16 protein-coding genes are annotated in these 17,085 nt (G+C 61.5%); 3 read left to right on the forward strand and 13 right to left on the reverse strand.

Going from position 1 to position 17,085, the window contains the following annotated elements:
- Positions 1-126 precede the first annotated feature (126 nt).
- From ACMFWR_RS24120 to ACMFWR_RS24150, 7 genes are all read right to left on the reverse strand, one after another.
- The gene (locus ACMFWR_RS24120) at positions 127-363 is read right to left on the reverse strand and encodes a hypothetical protein (RefSeq protein ID WP_413197211.1); all 237 of its coding nucleotides are present in this window, start codon (positions 361-363) and stop codon (positions 127-129) included.
- Between the two features lie 31 nt (positions 364-394).
- Positions 395-1,216 (reverse strand): enoyl-CoA hydratase/isomerase family protein, encoded by an 822-nt coding sequence (locus ACMFWR_RS24125; RefSeq protein WP_413197212.1) that lies wholly within the window; start codon positions 1,214-1,216, stop codon positions 395-397.
- A 38-nt stretch (positions 1,217-1,254) separates the two neighbouring features.
- A complete protein-coding gene (locus ACMFWR_RS24130) occupies positions 1,255-2,049 on the reverse strand; it encodes a citryl-CoA lyase (RefSeq protein ID WP_413197213.1) in 795 nt (264 codons plus the stop codon).
- Positions 2,036-3,613: an AMP-binding protein gene (locus ACMFWR_RS24135; protein WP_413197214.1), complete on the reverse strand. Its 1,578-nt coding sequence runs from the start codon at positions 3,611-3,613 to the stop codon at positions 2,036-2,038. Before ACMFWR_RS24135 ends, ACMFWR_RS24130 begins: the two co-directional genes overlap by 14 nt.
- A complete protein-coding gene (locus tag ACMFWR_RS24140; RefSeq protein WP_413197215.1) occupies positions 3,603-4,766 on the reverse strand; it encodes an acyl-CoA dehydrogenase family protein in 1,164 nt (387 codons plus the stop codon). The genes ACMFWR_RS24135 and ACMFWR_RS24140 overlap by 11 nt, the downstream gene beginning before the upstream one ends.
- 140 nt (positions 4,767-4,906) lie before the next feature.
- The gene (locus tag ACMFWR_RS24145) at positions 4,907-5,599 is read right to left on the reverse strand and encodes a flavin reductase family protein (RefSeq protein ID WP_413197216.1); all 693 of its coding nucleotides are present in this window, start codon (positions 5,597-5,599) and stop codon (positions 4,907-4,909) included.
- Positions 5,600-5,646: 47 nt separating this feature from the next.
- Entirely contained in the window at positions 5,647-6,069 is a 423-nt protein-coding gene (locus ACMFWR_RS24150; RefSeq protein ID WP_413197217.1) for a RidA family protein, read from the reverse strand.
- Positions 6,070-6,456: 387 nt separating this feature from the next.
- Here ACMFWR_RS24150 and ACMFWR_RS24155 point away from each other — a divergent pair, with 387 nt between their 5' ends.
- Entirely contained in the window at positions 6,457-7,533 is a 1,077-nt protein-coding gene (locus tag ACMFWR_RS24155; RefSeq protein ID WP_413197218.1) for a LacI family DNA-binding transcriptional regulator, read from the forward strand.
- Positions 7,534-7,755: 222 nt separating this feature from the next.
- Here the strand turns inward: ACMFWR_RS24155 and ACMFWR_RS24160 are convergent, their stop codons facing one another.
- From ACMFWR_RS24160 to ACMFWR_RS24170, 3 genes are all read right to left on the reverse strand, one after another.
- Entirely contained in the window at positions 7,756-8,637 is an 882-nt protein-coding gene (locus ACMFWR_RS24160) for a hypothetical protein (protein WP_413197219.1), read from the reverse strand.
- The gene (locus tag ACMFWR_RS24165) at positions 8,615-10,780 is read right to left on the reverse strand and encodes an alkaline phosphatase family protein (protein WP_413197220.1); all 2,166 of its coding nucleotides are present in this window, start codon (positions 10,778-10,780) and stop codon (positions 8,615-8,617) included. The genes ACMFWR_RS24160 and ACMFWR_RS24165 overlap by 23 nt, the downstream gene beginning before the upstream one ends.
- Positions 10,781-10,913: 133 nt before the next feature.
- The gene (locus tag ACMFWR_RS24170) at positions 10,914-11,669 is read right to left on the reverse strand and encodes a DeoR/GlpR family DNA-binding transcription regulator (RefSeq protein WP_413197221.1); all 756 of its coding nucleotides are present in this window, start codon (positions 11,667-11,669) and stop codon (positions 10,914-10,916) included.
- 123 nt (positions 11,670-11,792) lie between these two features.
- Here ACMFWR_RS24170 and ACMFWR_RS24175 point away from each other — a divergent pair, with 123 nt between their 5' ends.
- Entirely contained in the window at positions 11,793-12,395 is a 603-nt protein-coding gene (locus ACMFWR_RS24175; RefSeq protein ID WP_413197222.1) for an NUDIX domain-containing protein, read from the forward strand.
- Here ACMFWR_RS24175 and ACMFWR_RS24180 read toward each other — a convergent pair.
- From ACMFWR_RS24180 to ACMFWR_RS24190, 3 genes are read right to left on the reverse strand one after another with little or no spacing between them, the layout of a single operon-like run.
- On the reverse strand, positions 12,392-14,413 hold the full coding sequence (locus ACMFWR_RS24180; protein ID WP_413197223.1) for a putative bifunctional diguanylate cyclase/phosphodiesterase: 2,022 nt from the start codon (positions 14,411-14,413) through the stop codon (positions 12,392-12,394). The genes ACMFWR_RS24175 and ACMFWR_RS24180 overlap by 4 nt on opposite strands.
- Positions 14,410-14,946, reverse strand: coding sequence for a YfiR family protein (locus ACMFWR_RS24185; protein ID WP_413197224.1), 537 nt, complete (start codon positions 14,944-14,946; stop codon positions 14,410-14,412). Before ACMFWR_RS24185 ends, ACMFWR_RS24180 begins: the two co-directional genes overlap by 4 nt.
- Positions 14,947-14,949: 3 nt before the next feature.
- Positions 14,950-16,755 (reverse strand): TonB-dependent receptor plug domain-containing protein, encoded by a 1,806-nt coding sequence (locus ACMFWR_RS24190; protein WP_413197225.1) that lies wholly within the window; start codon positions 16,753-16,755, stop codon positions 14,950-14,952.
- On the opposite strand from ACMFWR_RS24190, the gene ACMFWR_RS24195 reads away from it, so the two are divergent.
- A complete protein-coding gene (locus ACMFWR_RS24195) occupies positions 16,733-17,071 on the forward strand; it encodes a hypothetical protein (protein WP_413197226.1) in 339 nt (112 codons plus the stop codon). The two genes, ACMFWR_RS24190 and ACMFWR_RS24195, sit on opposite strands and share 23 nt — an antisense overlap.
- The last annotated feature ends 14 nt before the right edge of the window (positions 17,072-17,085 follow it).

A 17,085-nucleotide genomic window follows, 5' to 3' on the forward strand; every position in this document is an offset into this window, starting at 1 on the left:
TCACTCCTTCAAATCCTTCCCCTGGTGCCATCGGGCCGAAGCTTCAGGCCCGATTGAGTCCACTCTGTTCCCGAGTGACCCACTGCGCCCTTTCCTTTGGCGCTTTGATTCGTTATCCGGTGCGATTCAGTGCTGCCTCCCATTGGGACCCTCAAACGCGGCTTTGGCCGCGCGCATCGCATCGTCAAACGTCGCTTCGGTGGCGACGTGCCGGTGATCGATCGACACCAGCCACGTGTCGTGCGCGAGCCGCCAGCGGATGCGCGAGTCCTGCAACAACATCGAGAACCATCGCCACAAGGTCGCGTCTTCCGTGTTGGCGATGGCCCGGCCCTGCAAGCGAAAAATGTCGACTGAGTTCACGATGCGTTCCTCGCTATTTCGCAGCACCGGCTCAACGCCACGCTTCAAGCGTTGGCTGAAGAGGCCGCTCGCCAACGGTCTCGTCCGCCGCACTCCAGAAACGTGTGTAGTCCGCAGCGCGCTTTTCGGTAAATGCAGCGAGGCCCTCTTGCCACTCGGCTTTCGGCACATCGAGCGGCGAGCGCATCACACGCTCCCAGTCAATCGACGCATGCGCATGAAGATGACGCTTGGCGGCGCGTAACGCGCCCGGAGGCACCGCCTGGACGATTTCTCCGGCAAGCGCCAGAGCTTCGTTCACGACCGCTTCCACAGGCACCACGCGATTCACCAGTCCAAGCGGCAAGGCCTCCTGCGCCGGCACGCGTCGACGGGTAAGGACGAGCTCATAGGCTCGCCGGATGCCGATGACACGAGACAGCAACGCGATGCCCGTGTTCGGAATGACACCGTGCCCAAGTTCCGGAAGGGCGAACCACGCCGTCTCCGCGGCGATCACGAGATCGCAAGCGAGCGACAGTTCCATGCCGCCTCCGACCGCCACGCCCTGCACGGCCGCGATCACCGGTCGCCCAAACTCGGCGATACGCCTGAACAGGACCGCGGGATCATCTTGCGCATCCGGGCCGTCCATCCATCCGTCGCGAAGGTCGTCGATATTGGCGCCCGCGCAAAAGGCAGAACCTGCCGCCGCGATGACCACCGCCCGCGTGCCGTCGCTCAATGCCTTGTCCAGCCCATTCGACAGCCCGCGCACGATCGCTCGCGAGAGCGCATTGCGACGATCCGGTTCATTAAGCGTGAGGAGCGCAACGTGCCCACGCCGCTCATACAGCACTGCGTTCGCATTCATCCCAACATCTCCTTGGCGTCAACGTGTCATGCGTACGCTCACACGTCCTGCCGCTGTGCATCGGGTATCAGATGCGCGGTGGCCTCGTGCTCAGTTCGCAGATAAAGCGCGGTCGCGATGGGCTGCCGCATCTCTTCGAGAATGTGACCAACCAGGCCCACGGAACGCGCAGCCACCGCCAGCCCGCGGCAGATCTGCCATGGGATGCCCATCTCGGAGGCCACAGCGGCCATCGCACCCGTGACATTCACAGGCAACGCGCGTTTAAGCGTGGCCTCGGCTTCACGCCCGATCGCCGTCATGAGCCGGATATAGGGGCCGTCGTAACCCGTCTCTTGCGCGACCTTGAACAAGGCCGGGGCGCGTGGATCGATCGGCTTGTGAAACGGATGGCCAATGCCCGGCAGGATCTCCTTGCGTGCCCGGTAGTCGGCGACGATCTCTGTCGCAAGTGTGTCGATATCCGGCACGTTTTTCGGGTCAGGCAACGATGCCTGCAGCAGCCGTGCCGCGTTGTCGAGCGAGCCTACAAATACGGAACCCAGCCCAAGCAGTCCCGCGGCGACACCCGCCTGCACGGCTTCAGGCGCGCCCGCGTAGGTCATGCGCGTCGCCAGCGATGAGGGTGTGATGCCATGCTCGACGAGAATCACCATCATCGCGTTGAACATGCGCAGCTCGCGTTCTTCCGGCAGACGGCCGAACCATTGCAGAAACGCCATCTGGCCAAAGTCAATCTTGCCGACGATTTCTTCGCACAAGTCCAGGCCATGCACGACAACCTGTGTCGGCGTTGCCCATGCGATATCCGAGCGAATTTCAACGTGCTTCATGATTGATTTCCCGTGTTGCAGATGCAGATGCGGTTTCAGATGCAGTCGGAACAAGACCCAGATACTGCGAAGCCATCTCACGCAAGACATTCCGCAGAACCTTGACGCCGTTCGGACCGTCACGCTCCGGAAACGCATCGATTGGCACGATGCGCCGCGGCACCTTGAAGCCCGCGATGCCTTCTTTGCAGTAGGCGAGAAGTTCGCTTTCCGTTGCCGGGGTCGTCGAATGGCGAATAAAGGCCACGGCGACATCGCCCTCGCCCTCGACATGAACGCCGACGACTTGTGCGCCAAGCACGCCCGAATGCCGCGCTAAAAACGTTTCAATTTCGGCAGGATCGACGAGATAGCCGCGTAACCGCAGGCTGTCGCGAATGCGACCGACATAGCAGAACGCGCCGCCATCGGCGTACGCCAGATCGCCCGTCTTGAACCATCCATCCGAAGTAAATGCCTTGGCCGTCGCCTCGGGGTTGTTGAGGTAGCCGGCCATGACGTTATAGCCGCGCAACTGCAATTCACCCTGTTGCCGATCAGGCAATACGACGTCGGTTTGTGGATCCACGATCCGGAATGCCATCTCGCTCGAGATCGGCGTTCCGCCGGGGATGCCGCGCTGGTCAACGCTGTCGTTGGCGTCACGCATCGCCGCCATCGCAAAGCATTCCGACATGCCGTACAAGGCGGCGAGGCGCACGCCCCATGCGGTCCAAGCCTTGTCGATCACTCGCTGGCCCAATCCCGCATATTCGGGAAATGCGCCGCGGCGCCACGTGGCCAACGAGTGAGAACTGGCGTTAAGCACCCTGTCCATCATCGCGTCCGGTCCAAAGAAATGCGTGACGCCATGCCGCTCGATCGCGGCCGCCGCGGCATCCGCCTTGAACACCGGCATCAGCACGCACGATGCATTCGCAGCGAGCCCTGCGATCGCCTGCACAAACCCCAGCACGCCATAGAGCGGCAATGCGCACAGCACGATGTTTCCGGCTTGCATGTCATTGATGCGTGCGACATTGCGTGCATGACGCGCGATACCGCCAGCGGTGTGAGCAGCAAGCTTCGGCTGGCCTGTCGTGCCCGACGTCATGAACGTGCAGAGCAGGTCGGTCTCGCGTCCGTCCCAAACCGGATACGGTTCAAGTGACGACCACTCGAAACGATCGAAGTCCGGCACTTCGACCACATGCTGCAATACGTCGACGCTGGCCTTGATCTCATGCGCTGCCGCCGCATAGTCGAAGTCGAGGAAGCTGTGCGGCGTAATCAAGACGCTTGTCCTGGCGGTCTTGACGACGTGCAGTGCCTCCTGAAGCCTGAAACGCGTACTGACGGGAATCATCAGCGCGCCCAGTTGCGACGCTGCAAAGAACAGCTGCATCCATACCGGGCCGTCCGGCAGCCACACGGCGAATGCGTCGCCACGCCGAATACCGAGGCTGCGCAGGAAGGTCGCCGCGCGCCGGCCCGCGAGCGCGAGTTCCCCGCGCGTGAAGTCGCGCTCGCCGTGGTAGAGCGCGACCGACCCGGCGTCGCCTGATTCGAGCAGGTCAAACGCCATGACGGCCTCCCGCCTGAGCGAGCGCGGCGCGTGCAATCTGGATGCGCTGCATTTCCGAGGTGCCTTCGCCGATACGAAACGCACGGGCGTCGCGGTAAAAGCGCTCGACCGGAAGCTCGGTCATATACCCCATGCCGCCAAATATCTGCAGCACGCGATCGGTGACACGGCATCCCATCTCGCTCGCGTAAAGCTTGGCCCGGCAGGCCGCGACGTGGGCCTGCGAATCGTCTCGCTCGATCATTTCCGCTGCCACGCGAATCAGCTCGCGCGCCGCTTCGATTTCGACATCGTTGTCAGCCACCATGAACTGCACGGCCTGATGCTGAGCGAGGTTCGCACCAAAGGCCTTGCGTTCGAGCGCGTACTCGCAGGCCATGGTTTGCGCTCGCGAAGACAACCCGAGCGAGCGGCTCGCAGAGAGCAGACGATCGTGATTGATCGAGCGCATCATGCCGAGGAAGCCCGCGTGCGGCGCACCGAGCACATCTTCATCCGGCACGAAGCAGTTCTCGAGCGTAAAGCCGTTCAGGTGGTAACCGCGCCAACCCATCTTGCGATAGCGCGTCATGCCGACAAGGCCCGGGCTGTTGCGATGAACGATAAACGTCGTGAGCTTGCTCTTGAGCGACGCCGTCGGATCGGTCACCGCCAGCACGATGATGTAGTCCGCTGTTTCAGCATGGGAGATGAAGTGCTTGCTGCCGTTCAGCAGCCAGCCGCCTTCGACTTTCTCGGCACGCGTGCGCAGACCACTGAGGTCCGAGCCTGCATTCGGCTCCGTCAATGCATACGTCACCGTCTGCTGCCCGGCCAGAATGCCCGGCAGCAAGTCGGCGCGCTGGCGCTCGTCCATCTGCGTCAACTGCAGCGGCAGATGACCAAACACTTCGCTGAGCGGCACCGACGTGTAGGTGAGCTCTTCGAGTATGGCCAGCTTCGCCGCCGCCGAAAGGCCCGGTCCGCCAACGCTTTCAGGCAGATTGAACCCATACAGGCCGAGCGCCGCGACCTCGGCGCGCAATTGCGCGAGGAGATCGAGACTGACATCGTCGTCGGTTTCGATCTGCTGCTCGAGCGGCACAAGCCGCGTACGCACGAACCGGCGCGCCGTTTCGCGAATCATGGACACTTCGTTATCGATTTGGGTCATTGCTCTCACCGTGTTCGAAATCGATTTCGTGAATAAATAATTGCACCGCTGAACAAGGCTGTCAACCTTGTTTGTGAAATGGTCTAAATCGTTTTCGTAAAAAGTCGCAGGCCGGACCTGAAATCTCGCGTGGCCCGCACTCAGACCGTGGGACGCAACATCTCGAACATCTCGCCGACTTCGACGTAGTCGCCGCGGTAGCCCGCTCGCAGGATCGGCTGTGCCGCGCGTGTGTCGAACAGGCCGTCCTTGAGGAAGACGTTCCGGATGTGCACGCCGACGACCTGCCCGAGCACGAGCCAGTTGTCAGTCAACGCGCCATCGAGATTCGTCAGCTGGGTGACCTGCAATAGCTTGCATTCAAAGGCTGCCGGCGATTCGCCGACTCGAGGCACCGACACTTTTCTCCCCGCCACGGGTGTCAGCCCCGCCAGCGCGAACTCGTCGACCTCGGGCGCAACGCGCGCGGAAGTCAGGTTCATGGGCTCGGCCAGCGAGCGTGACGCCAGGTTCCAGACGAACTCCCCCGTTTGCTCAATATTGCTGAGGCTGTCCTTGCGTCCCTCGCTACAAAAGCCGATCACCGGAGGCATCGACGCAAATGCGCCGAAAAAGCTATACGGCGCGAGGTTCAAGGCACCGCTCGGCGCGCGCGTCGAAATCCAGCCGATCAGGCGCGGCGCGACGATCGCCTTGAATGGATCGTGCGGCAAACCGTGCCCCACGGCCGGATCGTAAAACGTGACCGATCCATCGACGCCGCGCGTATCGACGTCCGATCCGGTGCCCGCGCGTCGTTCCTTGATGTCGTTTTCTTCATACGCGCATGTCATATGCGTTCCTCCGATGCCTGAACTCGTCGACCGAACCCAACAACACGCTAAACGGCGGTGCTTCGCCCGGGTGTCGAATCGTTGCAAAGCGCAATCGCGCTGATCTCGACCAGCGCACCGTAGTGAAGCTGCGCACAGGGCACGACGGTTCGCGCAGGGGCCGGGCTTCCGACAAAAGCCTGGTAGAGCTCGTTGACCCGCGGCCACAGACCGATGTCCGATACATAGACCTGCACGCTCACCAGCTTGTCGACGTCGCTGCCCGCGGCGAGCAGAATTTCGCGCACGTTGGAAAGCGCCTGGTTGACCTGTGCGTCGATCCCTTCCGGAATCGCGGTACCGCCCTCGGTCGTCAACGGCAGTTGCCCGGATACGAAAACAAAGCCGTTGGCCTTGGTCGCCTGACTGTAGTGGCCCCTTGGCAGTGGAGCCTTCGACGTTTCGATGTGGTCTATCAAGGTGTTCACCATGGATTGACGTGGTTGAACGAGAATTCCCTCGTTCGAAATCGATTTCGAATGCAAGATAGCAGCCGAAATCACGGATGACAAGCGACGCAGACGCGGTATCGAAATCGTTTTACGACCGAATGAGAACACACCGCACCCACCCCGAAGCGATTGCTGGCGGCGTCTTGTCGGACACACGAAACGTATTGGATACGCATGTCGGGTGTGTCGTGCCTCAGGGTAAACACCCAAGAAAAACATGACTCCCGGGCTCAAAGACCCTACTCCGAAAACGTTTTTCAAATCATTGAACCGGAGTAGTCTCGCGTCAGTCGGAGCGTCGTAGAATGCGAAAAAATCGTTTTCGATCTCTCCTCGAACGCATTCGCTCTCAGGAGACATGCCACCATGAACATTCAAGAACTCGCCGCCACGCTCAAGCTTTCCGTGAGCACGGTTTCGAAAGCGCTGAACGGCAGGGAAGACGTCAGCGCTGAAACACGCCAGCGTGTGGTCGAGGCTGCTGAACGCCTCAGTTTTTCGCCCGACCCGGCCGCGCGTCGCTTGCGCCGCCAGTCCGCCGATACGGTTGCGTTCGTCGTATCGGCGCCGCAGACCTCATTCGCCCACCCGTTTTTCCTCGACATGCTGATGGGGATCAACGAAGCGATGGACAACAGCGGGCTGTCTGTCATCGTGGCTTCCGCGCGAAGCGTCGAATCGGAAATCGACGTGTTCAAGCGATTAATCGAGCGACAGCGCGTCGATGCACTGCTGTTCGGCAGGACTCGCCGGCAGGATGAACGGATCGAATACTTGCTTGAACGTGACATTCCCTTCGTCGCCTTCGGCCGAAGCGAGACCTCGAGCGAATTCGCGTACGTCGATATCGACCACCAGATCGTCGGACGTGCGGGGTGCGCACGCTTTAGTTCATTGGGGCATCGGCGCATCGCGCTCGTACACGCGCCCGAGTTCCTGATGTTCAGTCATCTCGAACGCCAGGGCTACAAAGAGGCATTGCGCGCCGCGGGCATTCCCTTCGACAAGACCTTGTGTGTCGAGACCGCGATTTCCGAAGAGGGCGGAGCCGAAGCGGCCCGACGGTTGCTCGAGCTGCCCGAACCGCCGACCGCGATCGTCTGCGGACACGATCTGCTTGCAATGGGGGTACTTCGCGGCATCGCAGAGACAGGCCGTGTGCCCGGCCGCGATATCGGCGTGATCGGCGGCGACAACCATCCGATCGGACGCTACGTGCAACCTGCGCTCACGACGTTCAGCGCCGAAACGCATCGCGCGGGCAAGCGCATGTCGGAGATGCTGCTCGAGCGGATCAACGGCCGGCCGGGAAAAGCGTTGCAGGAAGTATGGGCACCGGAACTGATCATTCGCGCGTCCGATGGGCCCCATGTCACCTCAACGCGGGATGCAATCGAAGACAAGACAAGCGCGCCAAAGCGCGCGCGCGCCGCGAGAACGTAGCAGCAGGAAAGGGCCCGGGGGACGCTCCCCCGGCATTGCCCTCCTCCCTTCTTCAAACTCGGTCAGGCCTCGTCGCCGCGGCCCGGTCGCCTTGGCTTAGTCGTCTCGGCCTCGTCGCGTTCGCACGGTCGGCTCCGACTCATCATCGTGGCAACATCGCCGCAGCCTCTTCGCCCTCGCCTGGTCTCCTCGACGCAACCCCGCTGCGACGTTGCTTCGCGCTCAATCGCCTTCCATATCCGAGTTGGCATCGTTGCGCACAAACCCCGCATCGTGCATCTCGAACGTATCGTGCGGGATCGGGCCGCGATCGACGGCCGTGACGCGCCACACCAGCCCCGTGTGTTCCGACCAGATCATCAACGGCAAACGATCGTGGTCGCTCCAGCAGATGCGATGGGTGTCGGCACTTTGCGCGAGTGCGTACCAATGGCACGCACCGATCGGCGCCGGCGCCCCCTCGGGCGCATGGCTCGCGTTCAACCGGTAGTCCCCGACCGGATGACGCAAGCCATGCGCAAGATCGAACCAACCACTGAAGTGCCCGAGCCGGATCAGGTTATTGCGGTCGATACGCGTCGTGATGCGCTTGCGGTAGTCGACGACGACCATCTGATACTCGCCCGGATCCTGATCGTCGCGTACCACGTAGGAGTCGAGCGCATCGTCGGTGCGGCGACGCAAGCGCGATTGCCCGTCGCGCCAGACTTCGAGCGTATGCGGACCATCGGCGCCGACGTACGACACGCGATAGTGAAGCGCGGGCGGTTCGCCTTCGAACGGGAACGCCCGATCAAAGGGCGACTTGCCCGAGGCTTGGGTCGCGACTTTGCCCGCAACCTTAACCGGACCGGCACCGTGCGCAGCGGACTGGATAGTCCCGCCAGCCCCCGCAGACGCATCGCTTCTGTCGACGCTCGAAGTCGCCGCCTGCGCGACGCCGAGCCACAGCGCCGACGTCGCGAGCACCGCACACGCAACGCGACCCATCCCCATGGGCAAGCGTGCGTGCGCGTCGACCTGCTTGTTGATCACCGCCCGATGAACGGCACGCACGGCATATACGGCATGCGCAGCCGGCTTACTGACGAACAGCTTTGGCATAGTCGAAGTAGCGATAAGTCTTGTTGTCGACCTTGAGGTCCTTCACGGCCAGATTGATCGTGTAGCTGCCCTGCGTCAGCGACGTGTCCTTGATGACGCCCGTCGGATCGGTCGGCAACTCGAACTGGAGGCCGGTCGCGCTCGCGGTCGGATTGACCACCGAAGCCGTCACGCTCGGCGAAGACGAACTCGCCGGCTTGAGCAGTGCTTCGTTGATCACGCGGCCATCGGCTTGCGGCATCGACAGGCCAAGCAGATAAGCGACCGTCGGTGCGACGTCGACATTGCCGGTCGGATTGCTGACCACCGTGGTCGTACGGAACGACGGGCCGCCTGCGATCAGCGTGTTGTGCACGTCGTTAATGCCGAAGCTGCCATGCATGCCGCGCTGTCCACCGACGCTTTCGAATTCGATACCGGGCATGCCCTGAATCGAAACCTGATCGTCCCACGTGAAGCTCGCCACGACATCCGGCTGGCCGTTGTTCTGACGCGTCGCATTCTCGAGATTGACCATCGACATCGGAAGCGTGCCCGGCACACTGCCGTAACGGCTGTCGACAAAGATCGCACCATATTCCTCGCGCTGCTGCAGGAACTTGACGAGATTCTGGATCGTCGTCGTGTCATGCCCCGGCACGTAGAAATAATCCGAGCCGCCGTTGGCCGCGATCACGATGCTGTTTGTCGGCAGGCTGCCCGGGTTGGGCACCTTGAAGCTGGCAACGGGCGTCGACGGCGCAGTCAGTGTTGCGCTGATGGCCTGATAGTTCGCCGCCGATGCGCCACACAGCGTGCCCGCCGCAGCTTGCTTGACCGGAATCGTCGGCGTGCCGGATGCATCGAGACCATACATCGCCGACGTCGAGCATCCGGCGCCGTCATAAGCGTTGAAACCGCGATAGGTCAGCAGGTCAGCCGAACGCACATCTCCCGAGAACGAATAGCCAGCAGCATTCACAGCGCCAATCGACGCGGCATCAGTACCCGACGTCGCACCGTTGACTGGCGTACCGGTCGGTGCCGTCGACGAAGCCGTGATCGCGCGCAACGGATACATCGCGAGCGGCCCCGACACGCTCGAGTGCCCGTGATCCGAGACCACCACGATATTGGTCGTCGAGTAGAGGTTCTGTGCCTTAAGCGCGTCGATCAGCTCGCCCAGACGCTGATCTTGCGAATGCAGGCCCGCCAGCGCATTGTGCGAGCCCGGGCCATAGCCGTGCTCGACGTTATCCGGCGTGCGGAACCAGATCAGCGACAACATCGGCAGCTTCTTCGGCAGGATGTACTGCGTGTAGACCGACAGCATGTACTTGTTCGCCGCATCTTCCGGCGCGTTTTGCGTCGTATCGCCGCTGTCGCGCGCCGCCACCGTCAGCGTCGCGCCCGCGTTGTCGTAAGCCGTCGTATTGAACGTGATGTAGCCGGCACGCGCCGTCGGATCGCCGTTGCTCGTGGCGAGCGTCACCGCGTCGGTGCCCGAATACCCGAACGTCGTGTTCTTCGGCAACGCGATATTGGCCGCCTGAAGTTCCGACACGAGGCTGCGCGGCATCACCGTGTTTTCGTCGAGGAAGTAGCCGCCTCGCCCCAGATCCTGGATATAGGCAGCGCCCGACTTGCCGATCGTCGCCGTCGTCATGCCCGATGCCTGCGCAGTCGCGAACAGCGTTTTGACGAGCAGCAGCTGGCCGCCGTAGTAGTTGTTGAGCGTCGTGAGGACCTGATAGTCCTCCGTGAAGACCGGATCGATATAGTCCTGCGAACTACCCGATGCGCCGTTGCCCGACGGAATCGTATTGCTCGCGCCTTGCGGCGGCGTCCAGAACGTATTGCCGTAGAAGCCGCTCGTCTTCGGGAACGACCCCGTCGCAAACGACGAGCCGTTCATCATCGTGAACGTCGGATAGGTCGAGTGGTTGTCGGCGAAATTCACACCCGCCTGACGCAGTGCATAGAGATTCGGCGTGTCGGTCGCGTTGACCGAATCGGGACGCAGGCCGTCCCACACCATGATGATCGTACGCGTTGCCTGCGACGCGGGCGTCGGCGTCGAAGCCGTACCGTGATCGTCGCTACCGCAACCGAACAAAGCGATGCTGCCCACCAGCATCATTGTCCAGCCGGACATCTTTTTCATCGTTGTCGCTCCAAAGTGGACTTCCCCTGAGTCCCGTGGAGGCTAAGGTCGAACCATTACATTCGAATGACATTTCTTTCTTTTATCTTTCGTTTATACGCAGAAAGCCTTACGACCGTACTCAGGACGACGCTCACGCGCGCACGACGTTGACGCCCGCAGCTTCGATGGGCGCGATGCGATCCGGCTCGGTCGCCTGCTCGACGATGATCGATTGCGCGAGCGTGATGTCGCCGATCCGGTACGGCGATGCCGCATTGAGTTTGGCCGACGAGGCCAGCACGACCGTCTCCGCGGCACGCGCGGCCAATGCGCGCTTGATAAACGCCTCTTCAAAGTCGCCCGTGCTCAGCCCGACCGTTGCGTGCACGCCCGTGACGCCCATGAAATAAAGGTCCGCCTGGATGTGAGAAATGGCTTCGACGGCCGCCGCGCCCACGGACACGATCGAGTGTTTGTAGAGCCGCCCGCCAATCAGAATCACCTCGATCGATGGATGCTCGGCCAGTGCCACCGCTACGCTGGGGCTATGCGTGACGATCGTTGCCGACAGATCGTCGGGAAGGTTCTGAACGAGCAATGCGGACGTCGTGCCACCGTCGACGATAACAACCTGCCCCGGCGCAATCATCTGCACCGCGCGCTGCGCGATCCGGCGCTTGGCCTCCGACTCCATGTTCTGCCGCTGCGCAAACGGCGCGACCGCAGGCGACGCGGGCAACGCACCGCCGTGCACGCGCTGCAGGAGCCCCTCTGCGGCAAGCTCCCTTAAGTCGCGACGGACGGTGTCTTCAGACACGTTGAACGCGACGCTGAGCTCATTGGCGAGCACTTGTCCGTTGCGTTTGAGGGCATCGAGGATGGCTTTCTTGCGTTGGCTGGTCAGCATGGAGCGCGGCGGGTCGTGTGGGTAAAACGGGCACGGCGCGAAAGCCAATGCACGAATATTCTTGATACTGCACGAATTTGCACGATATCATGGCCGCTCATTCTTTGTCGAACGGTGGTCGCCATGACTGCAACGAAAGATCGCGTGCGCATCGTCCAAACCGAAGTGCTGTCCGATAACTGGTTCGTGCTCAAGAAAGTGACGTTCGACTTTTTGCGTCGCGACGGAACATGGCAGCGTCAGAGCCGCGAGACATACGATCGCGGCAACGGCGCCGCCATGCTGCTCTGCAATCCCGACACCGGCAATGTCGTGCTCACACGGCAATTTCGCATGCCTGTGTTCGTCAATGGTCATGACGGCATGCTCGTCGAGGCCGCAGCGGGCCTGCTCGATAACGCAACGCCCGACGAGCGTATCCGCGTCGAGGTCGAAGAAGAAACCGGCTATCGCGTGCGCAACGTGCGCAAGATCTTCGAGGCGTATATGAGCCCGGGTTCGGTCACCGAGAAACTGCATTTCTATCTCGGCGACTACGACACCTCGTTACGCGTCTCCGATGGAGGCGGTGTCGAAGACGAAGGCGAAGATCTCGAAGTCATCGAGATCCCCTTGCAAACCGCTCTTGAACGCATCGAGAGCGGCGACATCGTCGACGGCAAGACCATCATGCTGCTTCAGTACGTGGCGTTGCAAAGCGCCATGCAGCCGCGCGCTGCTGCTTAAGTCGGTGAGGGACTGTGCGGATGCGGACGCGACCTCGGGTGCACCAGGCGTGGTCCCATGCGTTGCGGTCCGTGCGTCACGCCACCCATCTGTGCCCCTTCTCCGCAGACCAGTGCGCGCAACGACTCCAGCGGCATGGGACGTCCGGTGAGAAATCCCTGCACCGTATCGCAACCGGCATGCGCAAGCCACTCGAGTTGCGCCTTGTCCTCTACGCCTTCGGCGACCACATCAATGCCGAAGCTGTGCGCCATCGACAGGATCGCGGTTACGATCGATTCACCCTCATCGGGAAGCCCTTTGATAAAAGTGCGATCGATCTTCAGCGTATCGATTGGAAAATCGTGAAGGTACGACAGCGACGAGTAGCCGGTCCCAAAGTCGTCGAGCGAAAGGCTCACGCCCAGCGCGCGTAACGCGGTCATGATCTCCATCGCCGCCGTCACATTTGAAATCAGGTGGCTCTCGGTCAATTCGATCTCGAGCAGGCCCGGGCGCAATTGGGCAACCTCGAGCGCGTGCCGCACATCGCTGAGGAAATGCGGGTGCCTGAGCTGCCGCGCAGAAATGTTCACCGCCACTCGAAGCTCGCGTGCGCCGTTGGCATTGAGCATGGCCGCCGCCTTGCACGCCTGATTGAGCACCCATCGTCCGAGCACAACGATCAGATCGCTGCCTTCGGCGATCGGAATGAATTCCGACGGTGAGATCGGCCCTTGTGCAGAGTGAGTCCAGCGTGACAATGCCTCGGCACCGACGAGCACCCCGGTATGGCAGTCGAACTGAGGCTGATAGACGAGGTCCAGCGCGTTGTTGTTGATCGCGTTGCGCAGATCGAATTCGAGCGTGGCACGTCGCTTGACCGCGTCGGTCATGTCGTTGGAGAAGCCGACCACGCAGTTCTTACCGCGTGCCTTGGCTTCGTAAAGCGCCACATCGGCGCTGCTGACCAGCTCGACCGCGTCCTTTCCGCCTTCGGGGTAGGTACTGAAACCGATACTCGCCGCCGGAAACACGATGCGTCCGCCACACTCGATCGGCGTGTTCAACGCCTCCGAGATTTCGTCCGCGAGATCCTGAATCACCGCCGCGTCCGGATCGCCATCGACAGTCACCGCGAACTCATCGCCACCCAAGCGGCTCACCGTCCCGCGATGCCGCGTTGCGCGTGTCAGCAACTCCGCGACCTGTTGTAGCAGTGCATCCCCGGTCGCATGCCCCAGGGTATCGTTGATCGACTTGAAGTCGTCGAGATCGACAAGGACAAGCCCGACGCGCCGATTGAAATCTTTCGCCGTCTGCAACAGACGGTGCAACGTATCGTGGAAGGCGCGCCGGTTGCAAAGCTCGGTCAGCGGGTCCGTCCATGCGAGATACTCGAGTTCGCGCTCGGCTCGCATGACGCGCCGCCGAAGCCGGCTCATGATCACCGTCGAGGTCCAGATCGCACAGAGGCACGCCAGCGTGATGAAGCAGGCATAGCGCACCAGCTCGCCACTCATCTGTCCGGTCGTGGCGACGAGCACGATATGTCCGAGCTCCTTGCCGTCGTGCCGGATCGTCGCACCGACAAACACGTCGTTGAGCGAGAGCCGCTTGTGTCCGAGCACCGAGCGCAAGGTGCCCTCCTCACGCTCGGATTGGCTGAGACCGGGCCGGCTGTAACGAGCAAAGAGCGCACCGTCAGGCAAATAGACGCTGACGCTTTCAACATAGGGAACGCGCGCGAGCGGGCGCAGCACGTCGTCGGTACCGCGTTCGTCGGCGAACATCACCGCAGCCGACACATTCTCCGCAATGATTGACGCCTGCAGCGTGGCGTTGTCGGTCAATGTCGCACGCAACGTCATGGCCTGATAAAGAAGCAGCCCCGTCGCCATCATGAACAGCGCAGCGGCGACGCTGACGAGGTTCGCGCGCAGCGTCAGCGACGTCGCACTGGTGGCATTGCCCTTCGGTACCCAGCTCTTCCGTCGGCTGGAGGCACGCGATTCACGGTTGAAATAGGGGATATTCATCGCACCTTCCGCGCAAGTCGAAGCAGTTTCGAGCTCAGCACCAGATGGCGGCGCGCCGCCTCCGTATTATTGATTTCGAACTGCAAGTGCTCATCCGCATGAACGATCTGAATGACGGCACCACTGCCGTCGGACGCTACGGCATCGTCGGCGCCCACGATCAGGATGGCCCTGTCGGTATTGATAACCGGGTCGAGCCCGAAGCGCGAGCCCGTTTGTGCGTCGAGAATCAATACGTCGCACTCCGAGGCGTCGAACTTGTCGACGACAGGCTTGAAGCGCCACGTCGACGTACCGATCGATCGCCCGTCAAGCGCAGCCAATGCATCGCGTAGAGGGCTCTGCGCGCGAGCGCAGACCCGGAGCCCGCCACTGCGCGCGCCGTCGGCCGGCCACTGCGTGAACTCTGCAAAATTGAAGACATAGGCCGCCTCGAGCGCGTAAAGATCGGGCTGCGCGCACGCGTGCGTCGACACGATCAGCGTGCCGATCAGCATGAAAGACCAGGGGCGGATACGTTCAATCGCTGGCATTGGTCAGAACCCCACCACCGCCTTGATCATGAACGTACGGCTCTGCTGATCGATGGTCTCCTGCACGAAGCCGGGCCCGGAAGGCTCGGCATAGCGATGATTCGCGACGTTGTAGACGTAGCCAATCAGATCCGTGTGCGGGATCAGCTTGCTGGTGCCGAGCGACAGGTTGGCGACGCAATATCCGCCCGAATACGCGGCGTCGGCCGCACGCGCCGAATTGCAGCGGAGTTCGGCCGCGGCACGCGCCACCCCATGAAACACCGGCACGACGGCATTGAGTTTGCCCATATGGTGCGGCAAGACTTCTCCGGCCGTGTCGGCATCGTCCGCCGTGCTGTGCTGGTACGAGTAGCTCGCGCGTACGCTGGCCCCGCTGCTCCAACGTTGCTCATACGCGATCTCCGCCCCCTTGGCTTGCGTGTGCTCGGCGTTTTCAAATACGAACAAGCCTGTCGACGGATCAGTCGTTTCGCTGATCAGATCGCTCATCGCATAGCGGAACACGCTGACAGTCAGGCGTCCGGTATCGGTGAACGTGTGTTCGTAGACGAACTCTTCCGTGGTGATGTGTTCTGCACCCAGCGACGCGTTGCCCTCCTGACCACCTTGGCCCGGGTACGCGTAGTACATCTCGTACGCGTTCGGGGTGCGATAGGCCATGCCGTAAATCGCCTTGAACACATTCGCTTCAGTCGGTTTGTAGATCAGCGCCACACGCGGGTTGAACGCCCCTTCCTGACGGGTTTCGACGTCGTAGCGCGCACCGACGTCGAGCGTCAGGCCGTGCGTCACATCGATCTCGTCGTCGACGTAAGCGCCGGCCTTTGAACTCTCACGATGGTCGTCGAGAATCGACTGATAGGGGTTAACGTTGTAGTTGACCTGATCGCTGTCGGCGTCACGCGTGAAATCGATGCCAGCCACGATGCGTTGATGCGACCACGCCGTGCTCGTCACGTGGATATCCGCGCCGTACCAGATCGCGCGATCTGCGTCGTCATTCGTCACGGGCGGCAACGGCATTTGCTGTTGCCGGGCCAGGTAGTCATAGCGGCCCCAGTACACCTCGTAGTCGAGCGACACGGTATCGCGAATCGCCTGGTGATACGTCGCATCGACGAACGCATGCGTGTCGTTCAGATTGAACGGCGCATTGAACACAGCGCCGTAAGGTGCATCCGGCACGCCCTTGGACCGATTGCCATAACCGATCGACAAGCGGAAATCGTCGAACGCGAACTTCGCAAACAGTTGCTGCGAGCGTTCATAGTCGAGCCCCACCGCGACGCCGTTGTTTTGGTCCGGCGTGTCGAACTCCGGGTAGTAGAGGTTCTGGCCGTTGCGCTCGTATGCACTGGCAGACACGACGAGGTCCGCGCCGTTGCTGCCATGCCAGCCGTATGTGCCCCGGCCTCGCTTCTCTCCATAGCTACCCGCCGCCACTGCGGCCTGGGCGCCGTCGATATCCTTACCGTCTTTGGTAATGACGTTGATGACCCCGAACAGCGCGTTCGAACCGTACACGGCCGACCCTGGACCGGCCACAAATTCAATGCGCTTGACGAGATCCATATCGAGCGGAAAGTCCGCGCCGATAGGAGCCTGATCGTAGACCGAGTCGTTGACGCGCATACCGTCGATCAACAACAGGAAGCGACTGTTGTAGTCCCCGGGTCGCTGAAACCCGCGCGCACCGAGATAGTCGTAGGTGCGATCCGTCGATGTGTAGAGACCGGGAATGGTGGCAAGCGCATCGGAGAGCGTGCGCCAGCCGAAGTCGCGAATGTCCTGTGCCGTCAACACCACGACTGTCGCCGGTGCGCTGCTGATCGACTGGGAGACGCGCGATGCGCTGCTCACCGTCATCGTCATCAGCGATTCAAGCGGCAGCGTCGCAAGATCGGCAGACGAATTTGTCTCATCGCTCGCCGCATTCGCCTTAGCCGCTATCAATGCGAAAACCGCGAAGCCAACCACCAAAATCAAATTGCTGCGAGTCGCCGTGGACCTGGAATACTTTTCTGTCGGCATGTCACACGAGCGTGTTAAAGGGAATTCAGACTCTTCCTTTAACGGCTTGCGCGCTTCACTTCTTAAAGCTAAACACGATCAGGATAATTAACTAATTCGAGGATA

The organism is Pararobbsia alpina (genome assembly GCF_965118125.1).
GTDB lineage: Bacteria > Pseudomonadota > Gammaproteobacteria > Burkholderiales > Burkholderiaceae > Pararobbsia > Pararobbsia alpina_A.